Source organism: Clostridium sp. Marseille-QA1073, assembly GCF_054863625.1.
In genome coordinates this window covers 117,543-136,724 of sequence record NZ_JBSVQM010000004.1, presented here as the reverse complement: position 1 = coordinate 136,724, position 19,182 = coordinate 117,543, and the positions used below count along the sequence as shown (strand labels likewise).

The following is a 19,182-nucleotide window of genomic DNA, read 5'->3' as shown; positions in this document are numbered from 1 at the left end:
TAAACATGAAATTGAGAATTGGAATTTTAAAGCTTCTATATCTTCTAGTATATAAAAATTATTATGTATTAAAATATAAATTTAAAAATTGTATATATATTTTTTAAAAGTAAATGCAACAAAACTAGGAAGATAATAAAACCTAGTCTTGTTACTCTAATTATAAATGTTTAAAGACCTACTAAATCAATTATTTATGTATTAAAATTAACTTAATGTTCCTATAGTTTATGACATAATTATCAGAAATCGCTTTACTTAATTTAGTATATTTTTTGGTATTATATTTCTAAATTATCCTTATTTTAATATACCTTTCTAATAACGTATAACTTAAGTTATATATAAAGGATTTAATACTTCATAAAGGTTATAAAAAAACTAGTACCTTCTCCTTTTTTACTTTTAACATCAATATATCCATCATGGGCTTCAATGATAGATTTTGAAATTGCTAATCCGATACCAACAGAATCTTTTTTGCTTGAATTTTTAGCCTTATAAAATCTTTTGAAAATATTAGGAATGTCTTCTCTTGCAATTCCTTCTCCTGTATCTTTAATTGTAACTCGAAAATATACAGGATTATCATTTAACCTAATTTTAATAGTTCCCTTTGGTGGTGTATGGTCAATGCAATTTTTTATAATATTAGTAAAAGCCTCCTGCATCCAAAATTTATCATGCAATAAATTAATCTGTTCATTACAGTTTATATTCAAATCAATATCATCATCCTTAGCCAGTCGCCTAAGATCATATACAACTTCTTCAATAGTTTTATTTAAATCATTATCTTTTTTATAAAATTCTATTGCACTTGCATCCAATTTTGCTAACTTTAATATATTTTTTATCATAATATTCATTTTATCAAGCTGACTTCGGTTATTCTCTAAAAAATGTACCCTTTGTTCTTCTGTTAATTTTCTATATAATAATATATCATTATGTAATGTCATAGTAGCAAGCCGCGTCTTTAACTGATGGGATATATTCTGTAAGAGCTCCACAAGATACTCCTTTTCTCTTTGAGTAGAGCTAAGGTTATTTTTTATAATACTGCGGATATTAGAAAATGCTATAGCTAATTTTGAAAAATCCCCTTCCTCATCTTCATTAACTAGCATACTATACTCATTATCTAATATTTTGTTGGCTGCTAAAGTTATTTTTCTTACCTTATTAAAGAAATAGTTAAACTGCATATAATTCAATATTAATATGAGTAATGCAAAAACTACACTGGCAGCTAAAATTCCATAGTTATTTCTTAAATTTGGAAATAAGCTGTTATCAAGTGTAGTTGTTATTCCATATTCTTTTAAAAGTGCATTGCCAGCCTCTTTGTCTTTAGTATTAATGTTATTGGTAATTAATGGAATTAATTCTTTTTCTAATTCTGGATTGGTGATTTTGGCTCTATAGATAACACTCCCCATTATATCAATATAATCCTGTTTTTGATTATTGATATATACTCCATACATTATCCATTGAACAATTATAAAAACAGTAAGAAGTGATATTAAAATAAAAGTACTTTTTTTTACTTCATAATTAACAAAAATCTTCTTCATTTCTATTCACTCCTTACCTCAACATTCCATCTATAGCCTATTCCACGCTGAGTCACAATATATTTTGGGTTTTTAGGATCATCTTCGATTTTCTCCCTAAGACGTTTTATATACACAGACAAGGTATTGTCATCAAAGAAGACTTCTTCATCCTTAGTAATACTTATCAAAATCTCATCTCGTTTCATTGCTTTTAGTGGATTATGCACAAATAACATTAACAGCTTATATTCTAATGCCGTTAAACTTAATAATTCATCCTTTTTAAATGCCTGAGTTGTGACAATATTAACAGTTATATCTCCGGTTATTACCTTCTCCTTTTTTAATTCTTCTAATTTAGAACGCAACTGCACCTTAATCCTTGCCATCAGTTCTCTAAAGCCAAAAGGCTTAGTCAAATAGTCGTTTCCTCCTATTTGTAAGCCCATAACAATATTTACTTCATCATCTAGTGCAGTAAGAAATATGATAGGTATCTTGGATTTCTTTCTTACATACTTGCAGAAATCATACCCACTCCCATCTGGTAAATTCACATCAAGAATTATTAAATCAAAGTTACCTTTATTGAATTTACTCTTTGCCTCCTGTATAGTAGCAACTCGCACTACTTCAAAACCTTCATCAATTAATGAAAAGTCTAAGGCATATCCTAAATCTGTATCATCTTCTACAAATAGTATTCTACTCATAAAAATCCACCCTCATTTTCTTATTCTTCCCTAATAGCTTCAATTACATTATCTTTCTCAATTTTTTTCATAGGAATAAGTGTAGATAAATAACTTATACCTATCGCTACTAAAATTGTAATTGCAATTAACCCTAAAGGAAGCTTCCACTGCACTATAACAACATCTGATAAAACATTAAATATACTGTAGGATAAAAAACATCCAACTATAGCACCCAGGGTACTTCCAATTATTCCGTAAAAAATACCTTCATACCTTATAATTTTTTTCAAATCCTTCTGTGACATTCCAATTGACTTTAACATAGCACTTTCTTTTCGCCTTAAGGTTATATTCATGGTAATTGTATTTATAATATTTATGCTGCTGATTAATGTAATTACAGCTATAAAACCATATATAAGCACCTTAATCATAAGCATTGAATCTTTTTGGCTTTTATTTATATCTGCATAGTTAATAACGGTATAGGAAGGATAGTCCTTTAGAATATTATTTACCTCTTCAGCTGTCTTTAAATTTAATGCCTTATCCTTTAAAGCAATACTCAAGTTTCTAATCTTCGGTGCCTCTCCTGTAATATTTTTAAGAACCTGGTCTCCAGTAATAAGTGTCAAAACATTAGTTGAATCCTCTCTCTCAAAGATATCTTCCTTAATAATTGCCATTATTTTAACTTTAGTTTCTTTGCTATCCTTAAGTACAGTAATTTCATCATTTACCTTATAGTCAGTAAGCTTACCAATATAAAGCTTACCGGTGTTATAGTCTCGTACTTTTCCGTTATCTACTAGGATCACTCCATTTTCAGAGTTCATCCTATTGACATCTATATTTCCGCTTAACAGGTACTTACTAAAGTCCTCTAAGGCTGCTTTATCATAATTCTTAATTTTGGTCACAATAACTTCTTTGTAACCATCTTCAAACTTTTGTTTTTGTAAAATACCTCCTGCTTCCTTAATCCTTTTATTTAATGGTACCTCTGCCATACCAAATACATCAGTATACTGTATATAGACCTTATTTACATTGTTTAAAGTGCTTAGCTGCGATGCTAAATCATCAACTATCTGATTATTATTACCTACTGAATCATCATTATCGGATGACCTATTAACCTCTAAATCAATGGTTTCATAAGCCCCATTAGGATTTTTTATGGTGAATATCTCATTCATGGAAGAAGTGAAGGTAATAAATAAAGCTGAACTTACAATAATTGATAAAATCATAGTCCTGCATCTGCTTGGATTACGTCTTATATTCTTCACCGCCATTACAACCTTATAATTAAAGATTTTTTTAAGCAATGGATACTTTCTTCTTTTAATAGCCTCTTTCTTTATTATAACACGACTACTTATTGCAGCTAAAGGAGAAATACTTCCTACAAAATTTGCAGGGATTAAGCTTGAAATATACACTGCTAAAATAGTTATTATAATACTAATAATTAAAATACCAACGTCAATGCTTACTAGTGAAAAATAAGCATCCCCTTTTAAGATTAGTTTAAAAATAAAATTTAAACCATATATAGCACCAATGCTTATAGAAATACCTATAGGTATAGCAATAATAAGGAAAATAGTTGCCTCTCTAAAAACTATCTTTTTAATCTGTTTTTTAGTAGCGCCAATACTTCTAAGGAGGCCGAACTGTTTCAATCTTTCTGCTACATTAATTTGAAATGAATTATGTATAACAATAATTGTCGCACTGACTACTATAACAATGGCAATACAAGCAATTATAATTAACGTTTTGTTTGAGTTCATTTCATTTAATCTAATAAGTGACTGATTTAGTATTAAATTATCATTTGTAGTCAAATTAGAAATATTTTTTAAAGTTTCACTAAAATCAGCCTTAGGGCTTATTTCCACCATTAATTGCCCATTTTTAGGAGCATTACTAAAAACAATTGCTCTACAGCTTTTTGTACGCTGGAAATATTCATCATTTTTCAAAAATCCTACTACAGTGTATGTTTTTCCTTTAATAACAATTTTATCTCCAAGGTTCAGATTTTCTTTAATGTAGTTCTTTGACCACTGATCTATAGAAATTTCACTATCATTTTGAGGCATTCTACCTTCTTTAACACTATAATTAAGTAATTCAGTAGCTCCTTTATCCATATAATATCTATCAATGTAAATGTCATTATAAGTGACTGTATCGCCACGCTCCATGATACCGTAACGCTGTACATTAGGATTATTTGCTACCTTTGATAATATATCCTCTGTATAGGTTTTATATCCCAAGTGAAATGAAAATCCCTCCGTATGCTTAGCATTTTCAATTTGGGATTTTTCAGCACTCTTGACAAATAATCCAATAGTTGCTACTAAGGAAAGTGATAAAATAATTCCTATAAGTGTCAAGAGAGTACGCTTTTTATTCTGCTTTAAATATCTTCTGCTCAAAGCCTTGTAATTATCTATCAAAAGGCTCCCTCCTTACTTTTCCTGATTATTAAAATAACTATCTTCTATTATCTTCCCATCTGCTATGGTAATTACACGGTCAGCTATAGAAGCAATGTTAGAATCATGAGTTATCAGTATAAGAGTCTGATTAAACTCACGAGCTGTAAACTTAAGTAGCTCAATAACCTCCCTGGTATTTTTTGAATCTAGATTTCCTGTAGGCTCATCTGCCAATATAATACTTGGCTTATTAATAAGAGCACGTCCTATTGATACCCTCTGTTGCTGTCCTCCTGACAATTCTGACGGAATATGTGTTCTTCTATCCTGCAGATTAAGTATTGTTATAATTTCATCTAAATAATCTTTATCTACATTTTCATTATCTAATATAACTGGCAACTCAATATTCTCCTCCACATCAAGAACTGGAATCAGATTAAAAAATTGAAATATAAAGCCTATTTTTCTTCTTCTAAATATAGATAACTCTTCATCCTTAAAATCATAAATGCTCTTTTCATCAATTATAACCTTACCTGAAGTCGGTCTATCCAATCCTCCTAAGAGATGCAGAAGAGTACTCTTTCCTGACCCTGATGGTCCTATAATAGCAACGAATTCACCCTTATTTATAGAAAGATTTATATCATTTAATGCTTCAACTTTATTATTTCCTTCTCCATAAGTCTTTGTTAAATTTTCTATTTTTAAAATTTCCATAATTTCCTTTCTACTCCTCTATAATTGAATAGTTTATTTCTATGTTATCTGCTACACTTGATAATGTATTTTTAACTTTTGCCATGTCAGATGCCTCTCTTAAATCAAGAGTTCCTTTTTCAAATCTTATAAGAGTCATGTCAAGCTCAGAACCTTTTAAAGCGTCGTAGGTTTTATCATCAGCTATAATTATTGTTCCTTCTGGTGGAAGGTATCCCATCCATGAATAATTACCATATTTCATAGATAATTCTTTCCCTTGAAGATTTAATTTTGATATATCTTTAAAGTAATCACTTCCTAAAATCAAGGTTTCATTTCCATCAATATTAGGCATCTCTTTAAGCAACTGCGTATCTAAATTTGACGTTTCATCAATCTTCTCACGAAATATTTGGTCCTTTATCATAGTTTTTACTGTATCTTTAGTTATTACTATATAAGTTTGAGTATTCTTAATCTCCTTTCCATCCTCAACAACAGTTTTATCCTCAGTTACTATCTTATATGTATAATCCTTTGTATAGTTAGTATTATCCTTATAAATTTCCTTTGCTTCCTTAACATCTTCACTTTTCCCACTAACTAAAATTGCATTAAAAGGCTTTTTAGGCCCTTTTAAAACATACTGTAATCCCTGTGATGCTGCCGTAAAAATTCCAACGGCGATAACCCCACCTAAAATCCATTTGCTTATTTTTTTCATTAATATCTTCTCCCTTAATTTTATTGTTTTCTATGTATTTATTTTATTATACTGACTTCTTTAAAACCATGACGGTAATATTACTATATTTAAATTAATCTTACTGTTTTGTAAGTATAGTATCCTATATTTAGAAATAATACATTATCCGATATCATAACTTAAAGCTATGATTAAATATATTACATATGTAAATTTACTAGCTCACAAACAATTTATTGAAGCTCTTTTGAAGAAGGATCTTTACTTAAGCCTACTACAAGGTTTTAAGGGCTTTATCGTCATAAAGTCTATACCTTCCTATCTAATTTCACTTAGTTTTAACAATCTTATTACTGTCAAATCGAAACTTGTTTCACTGTTCTCACTGCTACATGTCTAAATTTAATTTTAAAGCTATAATACTATATAACACTCCGCTGACTATGAGTTTCTACTAATATATCCAAGCTCTATTTTTATATTACGCTATGAAGTTGTGTTAGAGTCATTACTTCATAAAAGAATTATAACAAAGCACTTTTCATGCTACTTGAGTATTGTATCAGTTTGTAGCTTTTTATATCACACTTCAACTCTACATAGTCAGATTCATTATATGCAAATTTTTATAGTCACAAAATTTATCATCAACTTTCTTCTTTAAACAAAATAAGAAGGAGACCCTCCTCCATCTGGACTTGTTTCTCCTCCATTACTTATATACACTATTAAATTGTCATTTATATTTAGATCTGTAGATTCTATATCTCTAGTTTCGTTAATAGTAGCTGCTCCAAAGTTCCTTTTTAAAACTTTTTCTTGCTCTACTATTGTATCTTTAAATTCTTTTGTATAATGCTTTTGATCTCTTGCTATTATAAACATTTTCTTCTTTTTCTTTATTTTAAAATATTCGGCTTTCTGTGTCTACAATATTACACTAACACCAATCCTATAATTCCCGACACTTCTTCTAAGTTTATACGCCGGCGACTCCTAGAAACAATCATCGCAAATTATCCTTTTTCTGACTTTAGCACTAAAGCAGGTGCTGTCTGATCTATTTCAATTCCAAAGTAGTCCACACCTTCCTGTTCTATACAAATCTGTTTCTCATAATATACTGCTGATATATCGTTCTATATCCCAATCCCTTTATTGTTTTTCGATTTATCGTGCTTTTCGAATTCTTTTCGATTTTACCTCTAACTTTACTTATATAAACTATAATGATATTTCTCAAAGATACTTTGTTGATCATACAGCCTCATATATCTGCTGTTCTGTAACCATGTGGTTTGGATTTTCTACAAAATAAAGCAGCAGCTTATACTCCATAGATGTCAATTCAATTTTTATACTGTCTTTAAAAAGCTCACAATTTTCTTTATTTATATATAAATGATTAAATTTGATGCTGGCTAATTTCTAATATTTTTCTGGCATAATAGTCAAGAATCCTTGGTAAAGTCCCGAAATTTCGAGAATGATTGGCAACATAATCGGATACTGATTCGTCCGATATTCTAGAAATACTCCACCTATGCATCAATTATCTTTGTATTTTAATGGACAAAAAAGGTGTAGCAGCATAAAGCCACTATACCTTTTTATCGTTCACTTAATTATTTGGTAACCTCACCCATAAGATTCTTATATTTAAATAGGCCAACCATACTAATCTATTATTTTTTTGAAGATGCCTTAAGTCTAAATAAATTATAAACGCTACAAATCCTATAGATTCCAGTTGCCTTAAGCCATAGGGATACAATGTGAAAACTTAATATATACTCTGGAAAATAAGTTTTCTATAAAAATAGCTTAATCCCTTAGAAATTAAGGATTAATAATGGAGAATGAAGAATTCAGAAAAAAATTCACTAAAGGTAAATTTCTTAAAATAAAATTTATTTTAAGAAAACTCCAAAGGCTTTGGCTGTGTAGTTTTAACCATAATTATTCATCCTTAATTCTTAATTTTTAATCCATAAATAGGAATTTTTGTTGTAGAAATTAAAATCATGCATAAGTTAAACTTTCATTAAGGAATCCTATAAAATATATCCATGTCTTAAACTTCTTTATTTAAAACACTTGAATATAAACTTTTTGGATCAATCACAATTTTTTTATTCTCAAATGTAACACTGTATCCTACGTCCGTAATAAAATATCCATCCACTGTAGGTAGAAGTTCAACAGCTTGATCTAATTCTGGTAAATTAGCAAATAACTTATTCTCTTTCATAAATACTTCAACATTCTTTTCATACTTACCACAAAATGATGGATATTGCGAAGTGTTTGGATTTTTATCTAATAATTCTTTGAAATCTCTTATTGGGCTTGGTTCTTCACCTCTAATGATGCTATTTAATCCATACATGAACGTTGCACTTCCCCATTTATTAGGTGTCTCAATATTAGATAAGAATATAAACGTTAAATCTTTATCTATATAACGAACAAAGTCTGTTGAATAGCCTGGCCACCCTCCGGAATGTAATATTATTCGTCCCATTTTCTCATCATTTCTAATTGACCATCCATAGCCATAATATTCTATTTTCCCATTATCATACGCTGTAGGTGTATACATTTCTTCTTGAGTTTTATGAGATAATATTTTACCTTCTTTTAAAGCTAAGCTCCATTTAAGCATATCATGTACTGTTGAATTAACTACTCCATCTCCTTCTATACCGTCTAAAGGTATGACTTCACTGTATCCTTCAGAATCATCTGGCAAAATATACTTACCATTTTCATAGACATAGCCATACGCATAATTATCAATTTTTTCTCCATTTAGCCTTCTATGGTACACTTGAGAATCTTTCATCCCAGCTGGCTCAAAAATTTCTTTTTTAAGAAACTCTTCGTAAGATAAACCAGATGCCTTTTCAACAATAAGGGCAAGCAGTGAATATCCTGTATTAGAATAATCCCAACCTTCATTTGGTTCAAAGTGTACAGGAAGTTTTGATTCTACAATAAACTTTTCCATGATTTCATTGTCAGGGATGGTATTATTTTCTCTACCATTTTGTTTAACCCAATCCATATAATCTGGAAGTCCACTTGTATGGTTTAAAAGATTTTTTACCGTTATCCCTTTATACGGTATTTCAGGAAAGTATTTTTCTAATTTATCAGATAGGGATAATTTCCCCTGATCACGTAAAATCATAATCGATGAAGCAGTAAATTGTTTACTTACCGAAGCTAGTTCAAAAACAGTATCTATATTGAGATTTTTTTTATTTTTTTGATTTGCGAAGCCTATCGCATTTTCATATATAATTTGATCTCCTTTTGCTAAAAGCACAGTTCCATTAAATATTCCTCTCTTATACGCATCGTTGATGTACTTATCCATTAAATCTTTGTTTATACTAATTTGATTTTCGTTTTTCTCTTCAGCTTGATTAGCTTCTATATTTGAATTTCCACAAGCTGATAATGTAGCACCCATCAATGCTAATCCAGCTACAATAATTAATACTTTAGAATATTTTTTCATTTTTACCTCCTTGTAAGATAAATAGTTTAAGGTGGAAGGGAGAAGACCTGCTGATGTTAACAATAAATTTCTTCTACTTTCATCTGCACTTCCCGTAATTTTGTTTTACCTTGAAGTAACATATTTCGTTGCAAAAAATGCTGCAATAATGGAAACTGGCAGTACACTCAAGGCGATAACCACAGGAGTTATAGGCAACATAAATGCCACATATATCAACCAGCACACTGGTACATACAAAAGTAATATCCCAACACCAAGTATAGTTGTCGCTATCAATCTGCCTATATTATACTTCTCTAAAATTGCCACAAGTAGAAGTCCCAACGTTGATAACGTGAACAGATAACTAATCGAAATAAAGAAAACAGTGGTTCCGATGATCAGCAGCAGTAGAAGCGGTAGCAAACCTGCAAGAGCTTCGGTAAGTGATTGTTTTCTCATACGGAAGAAAGATATTGTCAGGGTGCCAACGGTAAGCACCAGTGTTTGACAAAGGAAAAGCGTTTCAGTATTACTTGATTCGCTTAAATGCATTATCTGCGTTGTCAATGTTACAATACACCAACTCAGTAACGTCATAACGGCCATTATTTCAATCAGTCGGCCCGTACTAATGGCTATCCCGCTGATTCGGACCCTGCCATGCCTGATCTGTAAAATAAGCCATAATAAAGCAGCCAAAACAACAAATCCTGAAAGGATATATGCCACAGTATTGCTCATTAATACTAAATGACCAGGCAAAAATGGAAAATAAACACCATCTTGTTTTGAACTGTTGCCCTGAAATTGCTCTTTTGCACTATAATCAGCCATTTCCCGAACAGTTCTCAGATAATTATATGCTGTTCTAGGATTGAAGTTCTCATAATTGTCTGACATTGCTCCATAATTCTCAACGCCTTCTGCCACTGTAAAATTAAGTCCAGAATACCCTGCATCTAAAAAACTAGTCATATCAGTAGTATTTGGCATTTTACGATACAAAGAAGATGTAAACGAAAAAGCCAAAGGACGGGAACTTGCCAATTTAAAATAACGCATGAGATCATAATTATAAGCAGAAGATTCAAACATAATCACTCCTCCACGATTACCACGACCCTCTACGTTAATTACAAGATCAATAGACTCTTTCAATTTTGGATGAGATTTAACAAAGGCTTTTGAACCAAATGCCCCTAACTCTTCGCCATCACAAAATAAAAAATAGATATCATTTTTCAAGTTAGTATTTTTTGATTGTTCACGCATAGCTTCAAGCAAGGCGCATACAGAAATCATATCATCACCTGCACCAGGCGTACCCTTTTCAGTATCGTAGTGAGCCATCATCAATACAGCACGGTCAGTATTTGGTGCATCCAATTTAACTAAAATATTTTTTAATATTAATTCATCATTTTTATTAAAATGGGCTTCATTTCGAATCTGATCTTCCATTTCATTTTCTTCGCTTGGCTCAGCACCCAGCCCAGATTTAATATCCTCAATTGTGTAAACCTCAGTTTCAACAATAGGTTCCAATCCCATTTCACGGATTTGTGCCAAAATATGTGCGCGTACTGATTCAAGCTCTTTTGAACCAGATGGGTGCGGCACTACTGTCATGTCTTTCAGATTGTCAAGCATCCGTTTATAAGCTGGATAATCCGTATCCGATTCCGATGGTACTGCTGGTGGCTTCATTTGTAGAAGACCTACCGAAGTACCAACCACAAAAACTATAATCATCAAAAAAATTGGTATTTTTTTAGATAAATTTTGCTCTTTGCCTTTAAATAAATTTTTTAATGAATTCCAAATTGTGTTCATTTTATACCTCCACGAAAATTAGTATATACTCAGCATAATTCAAGGAAAATTAAATAATGGTAAAGAAACAACCTGCTGGAACATTGGAAAACCATTCCTTTTTCTCCTGTTATATTTTATTGCATTATAAATTCCCTCAATACTCCGAAAGCTTTGTTTCTGACACTAATATTCTTATTTAAAATATCAGTTGAAAGCTCATGTATTACTTTTATAAATTCAACAGTAAAAATAACTTAATAAGTTTTTAAAGACAACAAATCTCCAAGTTATACTTTATTTATTTTACCTAAAGGCTGTTGCTGAGTAACACAGTGCAGCATTCCCCCATGCTGATACAAGTTAGTAACATCAATAGGTATAATTTCTCTGTCCTCATACAATTTGGACAAGATTCCGATTGCCACCTCATCATTGACATCATTGTAAACAGGCAATAAAATTACTTCATTACCAATATAATAATTTAGATAGGAACCTTTGTATTCCAGTCCCTCCACGTTTTTTGAGGTCAGAGGCAGTTCAACAATTTTATATGGTTCTCCTTTAACATTTTTTGCAGAGATTAGTTTTTCATAGTCGCTTTCTAAGATATCTTCATAAAGGTCGAAGAACGCCTCCTTGGAAACGGTAAGCAGAGTTTTGCCATCATAAAACCGAGCTGTACCATCAATGTGTGCATCAGTAATATCTTTATCGGTAACCCCTTCTAGCCATATAAAATTTGTAGCACCAAGATATTTTCTGAGATATTCTTCTGCTTGTTCAACTGTCATCTCGGGATTCCTGTTTTTGCTTACTACTGAGCTTTTGCAGGTCATTAGTGTACCAGCTCCGTCCAACTCTACAGCACCACCTTCCAATACAAAATCGGGAACTGTTACAATGGGATAGCCCTTTGCTTTTGCAACAGCCACTGGAATCTTGTCATCATATTCGTAAGGTGTCTTTTTACCCCAACCATCAAAGGCAAAGTCGATGATAGTAAGGACATCATTCTCATCATATACAAACATAGGTCCGGTATCTCGGGACCAAAAATCATCCGACCTAGCGATGACAAAGTCAATCATTGTCATATTAATCCCTTCATCAATCAACAAATTCGTAATTCGCTGCTTTTCTGTTTCATTGTAAGCAATGATATGAACCTTTTCACCAGTATGCAGGGCATGTACCATTTCAATCCAAATACCTTCCACATTATCACAATGCTCTCTGCCATAGGTATAATGATGTGGCCAGCTAAGCCATGTGCCCTCATGTTCTTTTCCCTCTGCTGGAAAATAGTAGATGCTCATATTACTCACCTCTTTATTAATTTTTATAGCAGATTGTTTCATTTATATGTCTCAACTTTTAAATGTCGCTTAAACTTCTCTTTTCTCTGCTATAATAAAAAAATACACCTTTACACTGTGCTAATGTCAAGGTGCAATTTTAATAGAGATTTCAGTAATATATTTCGCTGAATCTGATGTATTTATAATGTCAACAAAATAGCGTTCTATAAAAGGTTCAATTAATTGCAGTTTTTGCTTCTGTGCATAAAGCAGCAGACTGTCATAAGCTTCGCCAATATTATAATAATCGCCATAGTGAAATGTTGATAGATACCAGCCTGCCTGTAAGACGATACATTGGAAGCTTGTATGGCTGAGCGGCTCCTTTACCGGTACAGCTACACGATAGGCGTCATTTTCTTGCAAATTCGAAAGCAGCATTGGTAGACCACTATGAACAACAGATAGATAATCCAGTGCATCATACAGCTTATTAAATGCCTGATCGATATAATCCTCTGGATAGAGCTTCTCAAGACAGAAGAGTATTCTCTCATTTTGTTGTGAAAAAGAAATCTCATAGTGATTTTCAAAGGACATACTCTCTTTACCGGAAAGTTTGCGAAGTCGTTCCAAAACGATTTGACCTGATGACTCTTGTTTATAAAACTCCTGTATTTTGCCCTGTATAAACCGTTTGACTTCTTGCTCGTCTGCTTTTAGCAGAACTTCAATTTCTTTCAAAGAGAATTCACAGTCACGGTATTTTTTTATCAATCCGACAGTAGCAATTTGTTCCGAAGAGTAGATACGATAACCGTTTTCTCCAATTATGGCAGGCTTCAAAAGCCCAATCTTATCATAATGCCGAAGCATTCTAGAAGTAATTTTATTAATGGCGGCAAATTCGCCTATATTATATAGCTTATTAAACATTTTGATTTCTCCTGAAATAAAAATAATTCTTAATATTTTGTATCAATTTTACCATTACAAAAACTAAAGTTCCACTAGTAATATGTGAACTTATAGGACTTGAACCTCTCACGACTAAAACCGTAAGGTTCTTAGGTACTATCCAAACTTCTTTTGGATAGCCGATAATTGCTAAAGCAATATCGGTTGACACCAAATCTGGCTCGATTTCCCTAAGACTTTATAGTGCAAAGTTTCCGTTGAAACTATTATCGCCCTGCAGGGTTTACCATATTGGCTCGGTTCAAAACCATATGCCCCAAAGATGGAAATAGATATGCCTTTATATTTTTGATTTCATCATAAATTTTTTTAATGCTATAATTATTATGTAATAGAACTTTGCCTTTTTAGTATCTGCCTATAATACAAGGAATGAAAAAGAACTATATGATGTAATTATTATTTGTCCTATAGGATGGGTTTGTGGGTTTAAACATTGTAAAAAATAATAAATAGTTGAGGTAATAAAATGAATGTAAATGAGATTCGACCTTATAAAAAAAATATTTTAAGCAAAAAACAGGTGGGTATAAATGTTATTTTATTTTTTGTTATTGGTATAGTTTCAGGAATTGCAGCAAAATATATAGATACTGTACCATCAAACGGTGTCATTGGAAGTACTATAAATGTTATTGCAAATATTTTCTCACAAATTGAAATATGGGTTCTTATTGCTACAATAATTTCTTCTTGGAGCAAAACACCCATATCAGCAGCACTAAATGTTTTGATGTTCTTCTTTGGAATGATATTAAGTTATTATATTTATTCAATGAAATTATTTGGATTTTTTCCAAGCTACTATTTTATTTACTGGGGACTAATAGCCTTATTATCACCTTTTGGAGCATATGTAACATGGTATGGCCGAGGGAATGGCTGGATAGCTGCATTATGTGCTGCTCTTCCTATTGGGCTACTTATGTCTAAAGGATATAGCTTTTTTTACTTATTTGATATCTCATCTGGTTTTAATCTTATTGCAGCAATTTTACTATACTTTATTTTGCCCATTAACAAAAAACAGTGTCTTAAGATTTTACCCTTGGCCATTGTAATTGCTTTTATTCTTAGACACTCTAGTATTTTAAGCTATATTTTTGGTGGTTTATAAAAAATATTTTCTTGAATGAAGAATTAATGATGAAAGATAAAGAATTATGGTTAAAACTCCACTACTAAAGCCTTTGGAGTTTTTTAAAATAAATTTTATTTTAAGAAATTCACCTTTAGTGAATTTTTTCCTGAATTCTTCATTCTTCATTATTAATACTTAATTTCTAAGGATTTAAGCTATTTTTATGGAAAATCTATTTCCCAAGTATATATTAAGTTTTCACATTATATTTCCATAGTGATCCTTCTAATCAATATCTTAAGTTATAAAGTAAAATAGATAATCCATATAATATATAAATATGAGCTGGATAAAATATATAAAATAGCTTCTTCATAGGTTTACCCTTTTCTCCATTATATAAAAACATAAAAATTACAGCAAAAACGCCCATCCATTCGTAGTAGTTTGTAAACATAAGTTTTAAACTAATAGGTCTTATAAATAAAATTGGTAATATAGTCATCCATAAAAACTGGAATAGTCCAAAAGCTGTTATCTGTACTTTTCTATTTTTGTAAAAAATATATAGTATAAGTCCAGATATAATAATATAAATACCTCCTTCAACTATAGAAGGCGCTGGTAAAACTGTATAAAATAAAATATTTGCATAACTTCTTAGAGAATCTGTTAAAAAAGGAGATAAAAATACTCCAATAATATATGGTGCAATAAAAGGTCCTATTAAAAATAGTATTCCTTTAAATATTTTCTTTTCCCTGAGATAGTCAATTCCCCTAAACATAACCATAAGTATAACAAAGGTAGATAGTATTCCATTCATAGCATAAAAACCATCTCCTCTTTGAAGTTGTGGAATAGTTTCCAATAAGAATCTTACAACTCCCATTGCAATTGATATTGAATAAATCTTTAAAAAATATTTTTTTCTATTAGAAGTATGTGTATATCCTTCTATCATCATAAATAAAAATAATCCACCAGCTAATCTCCCAATCCAAGAAAATACAACAGGCACCTTACCTGTAAATTCAAAAAAATAATGGATATGGTCAAATAACATAAATATAAGAGCTAATAATTTAATTTGAAACCCTGTAAATCCTTTTTTACTTGTTTGTAACGTCATTTTAATTTCTCCTTATCAAGTAATTATTAGTAGCTACTAGATATAATCTAACATCCAATTATAAAGAATTTATAAAGTTTATCTAAAAAATAGGGGGTAGTAGTAAATTTCATAAAGTATTTGTACAACTCCTTCAAGCAAAAATTCCCCCAAACTCTAAGTTTGAGGGAATACAAAACACACTATGGAACTTTATAAAAATTCTTCAAAACCTAACTTTTATAAGAAACACATTACTCCGTTACCCTCCGTAAGATGGGCTTTCACACCAAGTTCAGCCATCACTTCACTAAGTTTTCAATGCCTATTTCTTTACTATCTTAACCACCGTCTCAGCAGTAGATTTCAACCAATCAGCCTGTGCTTCCCTTGTCTTCTTGGGCAATCCTTCCGTGGACATTTGTAATCAACTTACTTCGTCTCTTGGGTCCTTGTAAGTTGAACAACCGTCTCTACAGTATTCCAATTTGAAAATATATTACGCAAAATATTATATGTAATCTCGCTAATTCTAGAGTACGCATAAATCATTTGAAATGGTATAAAACAAATTTATACTGTTAGTGTATAATATTCGAGTTTCTATTATGAATACTTAATACTTTTTCTTTATTTTCCCTAAATAATTGATTAAAGTCCTTTGTCGCATTTTCTAAATCCTTCATTTTCTTTATCCACTCTTTATAAATATCTTCTATTAGTACTTCTACATTATCCTTATATACAACTTCTATCTCATATAGATTTCCAGGAGGATCTATGTAGTATAAACTATTATTTAAAATGTCAGGATTATTTTTTAAATAATTATTCTTTTCTTCCTCAGTTTTAAATATTTCAATAAGGTCATCTTCAATTTCAAACTCATCAAGTATAACGTGCTTACGTAATAAATACGGTGGTATAGCATATTCAACTTCTCTTGAGTAATTAGAAAAAAAACATTTTGTTTGTTTTAATATTTCTTCATATGAAGAAATATTAAAACTCATGCTTAGTATATTGTTTAAAAAATATTTAATTTCATTAAATTGTTTTTCTACTTTTCTAATCTCATTATTATAGATATTTAACGCACATGATACCCCCTCATTATCTGCTAAAATTGTGTCAATCTCTATTCCGTAATCTTCCATTTGTTCTTCAGATGGAAAGTTTTTATCTGTACAAAAATCAAGCTCATTTGCTTGGTGCATTGAAATTTCATTTAACTGCTTTAATTCTTCAATAACTATATTAGCTTCTATCAAATGCTTGTTACTTAAATACTGATATGATAATAGTATTAATCCCGTAAATAATCCTCCAAATACATTAAGTAATGTCGAATAGCCGAATTCATTTTCATTATTATGTAAATGCCATGCACCTATTAGACAAAGAAAAATCAAAAAAATAATAGTTGAACAAAATATTTTAATTGTGTTATACTTCCACTTTAGAGTTTTTGGTACTTTCTTCTTTTTCATTTACATGTTCCTCCTAGCTAATTATTTCCCATTCATCTTTCTTTATTGCTATAACGCAAACTTATTTTTTCTCCATTTCTCTAATTTACAAATAACATCTACCCTAAATTTAAAAAATACAAAAGCTATAACTCTTTAAGATAAACAATGTAAATTTTGTACTATTGCTTATATTTCTAAAAGTTAATTCAATACATCTTTAATTACCTTCATTTTTTCAGATATTAAATATTTATTTGGTGTTTTCAGATTTCTCACTCATTGTAGTCTTTCCTTCATAATCACCAAACTCCACATTTGCTTTAATATGTATATCTGCTCTTTTTGCGAGAAAACAGTACTACCGTTTCTAATGCATTGCAACCTGTAATCATACCCGCACAAAACTTATTACTCTAGATAGTCATTAAACACATCGGTATCAATTGCTTTAACTTCAAAAACTTTTTTAACTGTAACACCAAAGTTATGTTCAATCATCAACTTCGCTAATTTTTCACCATCAATTAAAATAATGTGCTGATGTTTGGCATACTCAGATGCCTGTTTGGAGAATTTCGCAGTTGTTACAAATAGCCCCTTACCACCCTTACCTGAAATAGCACCTACAAAGCTCTGTACATCAGGTCTTCCTACTGTACTGCTTAAGTCCCATTTCTTGGCTTGAATATAAATTAAATTGAATCCAAGTTTATCCTCCATAATAATACCATCAATACCTTCATCTCCAGTGATAGACGTAGTCTTTCCAGCATTTTCAAATGCACCATACCCCATTTTTGATAGTAAATCAATAACCATTTGCTCGAATGCAGTCGGTGAAAGCTTTACAACCTCTGCCAAAAGATCATCTGCTAAACTTTTATTGATTTTTCTAAAAGAATCTTCAAAGGTATCATCTGGTGTATCTTTTGTATTATTTGAAGTATCACAATTAGTTTGTATATCTTGAGATCCACCCAGAAATTCTCTAAAGCTTTCAAATCTCATTAAGTAATTGCTATCAATAACGCTGGGATTATCCTTAAGTACTTTTAAGCCATCACTAGTTATAATAAAAGTAGCTCGTGCAGGACTATCAATTAAGCCTGTCTTCTTTAAGTACGTCCTTGCCCAACTAATACGATTGACAAATACTGTTTGTCTTCCACTAGGAAGCATTTCTGAAAGATCTTCTTCTGTCAAATTAAAATACTTACTTATATGCTGCTTTAATTCTTTCAATGTATGTAACTGACCATCTTTTAGGTACTCTAGAAAAGGTTTGTGCATCTCATAGTATTTTGGTAATTCCATTTTAATACCTCCCAATATTGCATAGACATTAATTAATCTACTTCTCATCTAGCTTCTTGTTTCCTATAAACATCCGTTGAAAACATCTTTCATAAGCCATATAATAAAATCATTGATCTCTAATTAAGCAAAAGTGATCTTGTATAATTATTAATTTCAGATTCCTTAATTACTGTTCTTACACATATTTCTTTTATTATACATTTTCTATCAAAATATTTCTATTATTACACTAAAAAGAGACTAATTTTAAATGCCATTTTATTGACTTAGATTTAGTCTCTAATATTATGGTATTTTCTTAAGTAACACTATATATGATAATCAAATTAATTAAAGTAAAATACTTCAATGTCTAAGATATTAACATAGATCCAACACAAACCACTTAGTTCTGCATATTTGTACAACTTCCTCAAGCAAAAACTCCCCCAAACTCTAAGTCTGAGGGAATACAAAATACACTATGTAA

At 30.7% G+C, this 19,182-nt stretch carries 15 protein-coding genes; 1 reads left to right on the top strand and 14 read right to left on the bottom strand.

Annotated features, from left to right (window positions below; translation table 11 throughout):
* Window positions 1-353 precede the first annotated feature (353 nt).
* From ACY1IQ_RS05150 to ACY1IQ_RS05100, 11 genes are all read right to left on the bottom strand, one after another.
* Window positions 354-1,580, bottom strand: coding sequence for a sensor histidine kinase (locus ACY1IQ_RS05150; RefSeq protein WP_461612954.1), 1,227 nt, complete (start codon window positions 1,578-1,580; stop codon window positions 354-356).
* A gap of 2 nt (window positions 1,581-1,582) precedes the next feature.
* Window positions 1,583-2,275: a response regulator transcription factor gene (locus ACY1IQ_RS05145; RefSeq protein ID WP_461612953.1), complete on the bottom strand. Its 693-nt coding sequence runs from the start codon at window positions 2,273-2,275 to the stop codon at window positions 1,583-1,585.
* Between the two features lie 20 nt (window positions 2,276-2,295).
* Window positions 2,296-4,734, bottom strand: coding sequence for an ABC transporter permease (locus ACY1IQ_RS05140; RefSeq protein WP_461612952.1), 2,439 nt, complete (start codon window positions 4,732-4,734; stop codon window positions 2,296-2,298).
* A 12-nt stretch (window positions 4,735-4,746) separates the two neighbouring features.
* The gene (locus ACY1IQ_RS05135; RefSeq protein ID WP_461612951.1) at window positions 4,747-5,439 is read right to left on the bottom strand and encodes an ABC transporter ATP-binding protein; all 693 of its coding nucleotides are present in this window, start codon (window positions 5,437-5,439) and stop codon (window positions 4,747-4,749) included.
* A gap of 10 nt (window positions 5,440-5,449) precedes the next feature.
* Window positions 5,450-6,145, bottom strand: a complete 696-nt coding sequence (locus tag ACY1IQ_RS05130) for a lipoprotein BA_5634 family protein (protein ID WP_461612950.1) — start codon at window positions 6,143-6,145, stop codon at window positions 5,450-5,452.
* A 642-nt stretch (window positions 6,146-6,787) separates the two neighbouring features.
* Window positions 6,788-7,012 carry a hypothetical protein gene (locus ACY1IQ_RS05125; RefSeq protein WP_461612949.1) on the bottom strand — a complete coding sequence of 75 codons (225 nt, stop codon included), beginning with the start codon at window positions 7,010-7,012 and terminating at the stop codon, window positions 6,788-6,790.
* 372 nt (window positions 7,013-7,384) lie between these two features.
* Window positions 7,385-7,474 carry a helix-turn-helix domain-containing protein gene (locus ACY1IQ_RS05120; RefSeq protein ID WP_461612948.1) on the bottom strand — a complete coding sequence of 30 codons (90 nt, stop codon included), beginning with the start codon at window positions 7,472-7,474 and terminating at the stop codon, window positions 7,385-7,387.
* Window positions 7,475-8,201: 727 nt separating this feature from the next.
* A complete protein-coding gene (locus tag ACY1IQ_RS05115) occupies window positions 8,202-9,653 on the bottom strand; it encodes a serine hydrolase domain-containing protein (protein WP_461612947.1) in 1,452 nt (483 codons plus the stop codon).
* Between the two features lie 105 nt (window positions 9,654-9,758).
* Window positions 9,759-11,471, bottom strand: a complete 1,713-nt coding sequence (locus ACY1IQ_RS05110) for a M20/M25/M40 family metallo-hydrolase (protein WP_461612946.1) — start codon at window positions 11,469-11,471, stop codon at window positions 9,759-9,761.
* Between the two features lie 269 nt (window positions 11,472-11,740).
* Window positions 11,741-12,814 (bottom strand): agmatine deiminase family protein, encoded by a 1,074-nt coding sequence (locus tag ACY1IQ_RS05105; RefSeq protein ID WP_461612945.1) that lies wholly within the window; start codon window positions 12,812-12,814, stop codon window positions 11,741-11,743.
* Between the two features lie 84 nt (window positions 12,815-12,898).
* Window positions 12,899-13,690, bottom strand: coding sequence for a MerR family transcriptional regulator (locus ACY1IQ_RS05100; protein WP_461612944.1), 792 nt, complete (start codon window positions 13,688-13,690; stop codon window positions 12,899-12,901).
* Window positions 13,691-14,201: 511 nt separating this feature from the next.
* On the opposite strand from ACY1IQ_RS05100, the gene ACY1IQ_RS05095 reads away from it, so the two are divergent.
* Window positions 14,202-14,849 (top strand): DUF6518 family protein, encoded by a 648-nt coding sequence (locus tag ACY1IQ_RS05095; RefSeq protein ID WP_461612943.1) that lies wholly within the window; start codon window positions 14,202-14,204, stop codon window positions 14,847-14,849.
* Between the two features lie 253 nt (window positions 14,850-15,102).
* On the opposite strand, the gene ACY1IQ_RS05090 is transcribed toward ACY1IQ_RS05095, so the two are convergent.
* The 3 genes from ACY1IQ_RS05090 to ACY1IQ_RS05080 form a co-directional block, all read right to left on the bottom strand.
* Window positions 15,103-15,945, bottom strand: coding sequence for a TraX family protein (locus ACY1IQ_RS05090; RefSeq protein WP_039630928.1), 843 nt, complete (start codon window positions 15,943-15,945; stop codon window positions 15,103-15,105).
* A gap of 560 nt (window positions 15,946-16,505) precedes the next feature.
* Entirely contained in the window at window positions 16,506-17,414 is a 909-nt protein-coding gene (locus ACY1IQ_RS05085; protein ID WP_461612942.1) for a hypothetical protein, read from the bottom strand.
* Window positions 17,415-17,804: 390 nt separating this feature from the next.
* Window positions 17,805-18,686: a restriction endonuclease gene (locus tag ACY1IQ_RS05080; protein WP_461612941.1), complete on the bottom strand. Its 882-nt coding sequence runs from the start codon at window positions 18,684-18,686 to the stop codon at window positions 17,805-17,807.
* Between the last annotated feature and the right edge of the window lie 496 nt (window positions 18,687-19,182).

What these genes read in the sequence shown, in the direction of transcription:
- ACY1IQ_RS05130 (WP_461612950.1), bottom strand. Translation starts at nt 6,145, where the DNA reads ATGAAAAAAATAAGCAAATGGATTTTAGGTGGGGTTATCGCCGTTGGA.
- ACY1IQ_RS05090 (WP_039630928.1), bottom strand. Translation starts at nt 15,945, where the DNA reads ATGACGTTACAAACAAGTAAAAAAGGATTTACAGGGTTTCAAATTAAA.
- ACY1IQ_RS05105 (WP_461612945.1), bottom strand. Translation starts at nt 12,814, where the DNA reads ATGAAACAATCTGCTATAAAAATTAATAAAGAGGTGAGTAATATGAGC.
- ACY1IQ_RS05125 (WP_461612949.1), bottom strand. Translation starts at nt 7,012, where the DNA reads ATGTTTATAATAGCAAGAGATCAAAAGCATTATACAAAAGAATTTAAA.
- ACY1IQ_RS05110 (WP_461612946.1), bottom strand. Translation starts at nt 11,471, where the DNA reads ATGAACACAATTTGGAATTCATTAAAAAATTTATTTAAAGGCAAAGAG.
- ACY1IQ_RS05145 (WP_461612953.1), bottom strand. Translation starts at nt 2,275, where the DNA reads ATGAGTAGAATACTATTTGTAGAAGATGATACAGATTTAGGATATGCC.
- ACY1IQ_RS05080 (WP_461612941.1), bottom strand. Translation starts at nt 18,686, where the DNA reads ATGCACAAACCTTTTCTAGAGTACCTAAAAGATGGTCAGTTACATACA.
- ACY1IQ_RS05150 (WP_461612954.1), bottom strand. Translation starts at nt 1,580, where the DNA reads ATGAAGAAGATTTTTGTTAATTATGAAGTAAAAAAAAGTACTTTTATT.
- ACY1IQ_RS05100 (WP_461612944.1), bottom strand. Translation starts at nt 13,690, where the DNA reads ATGTTTAATAAGCTATATAATATAGGCGAATTTGCCGCCATTAATAAA.
- ACY1IQ_RS05135 (WP_461612951.1), bottom strand. Translation starts at nt 5,439, where the DNA reads ATGGAAATTTTAAAAATAGAAAATTTAACAAAGACTTATGGAGAAGGA.
- ACY1IQ_RS05115 (WP_461612947.1), bottom strand. Translation starts at nt 9,653, where the DNA reads ATGAAAAAATATTCTAAAGTATTAATTATTGTAGCTGGATTAGCATTG.
- ACY1IQ_RS05095 (WP_461612943.1), top strand. Translation starts at nt 14,202, where the DNA reads ATGAATGTAAATGAGATTCGACCTTATAAAAAAAATATTTTAAGCAAA.
- ACY1IQ_RS05085 (WP_461612942.1), bottom strand. Translation starts at nt 17,414, where the DNA reads ATGAAAAAGAAGAAAGTACCAAAAACTCTAAAGTGGAAGTATAACACA.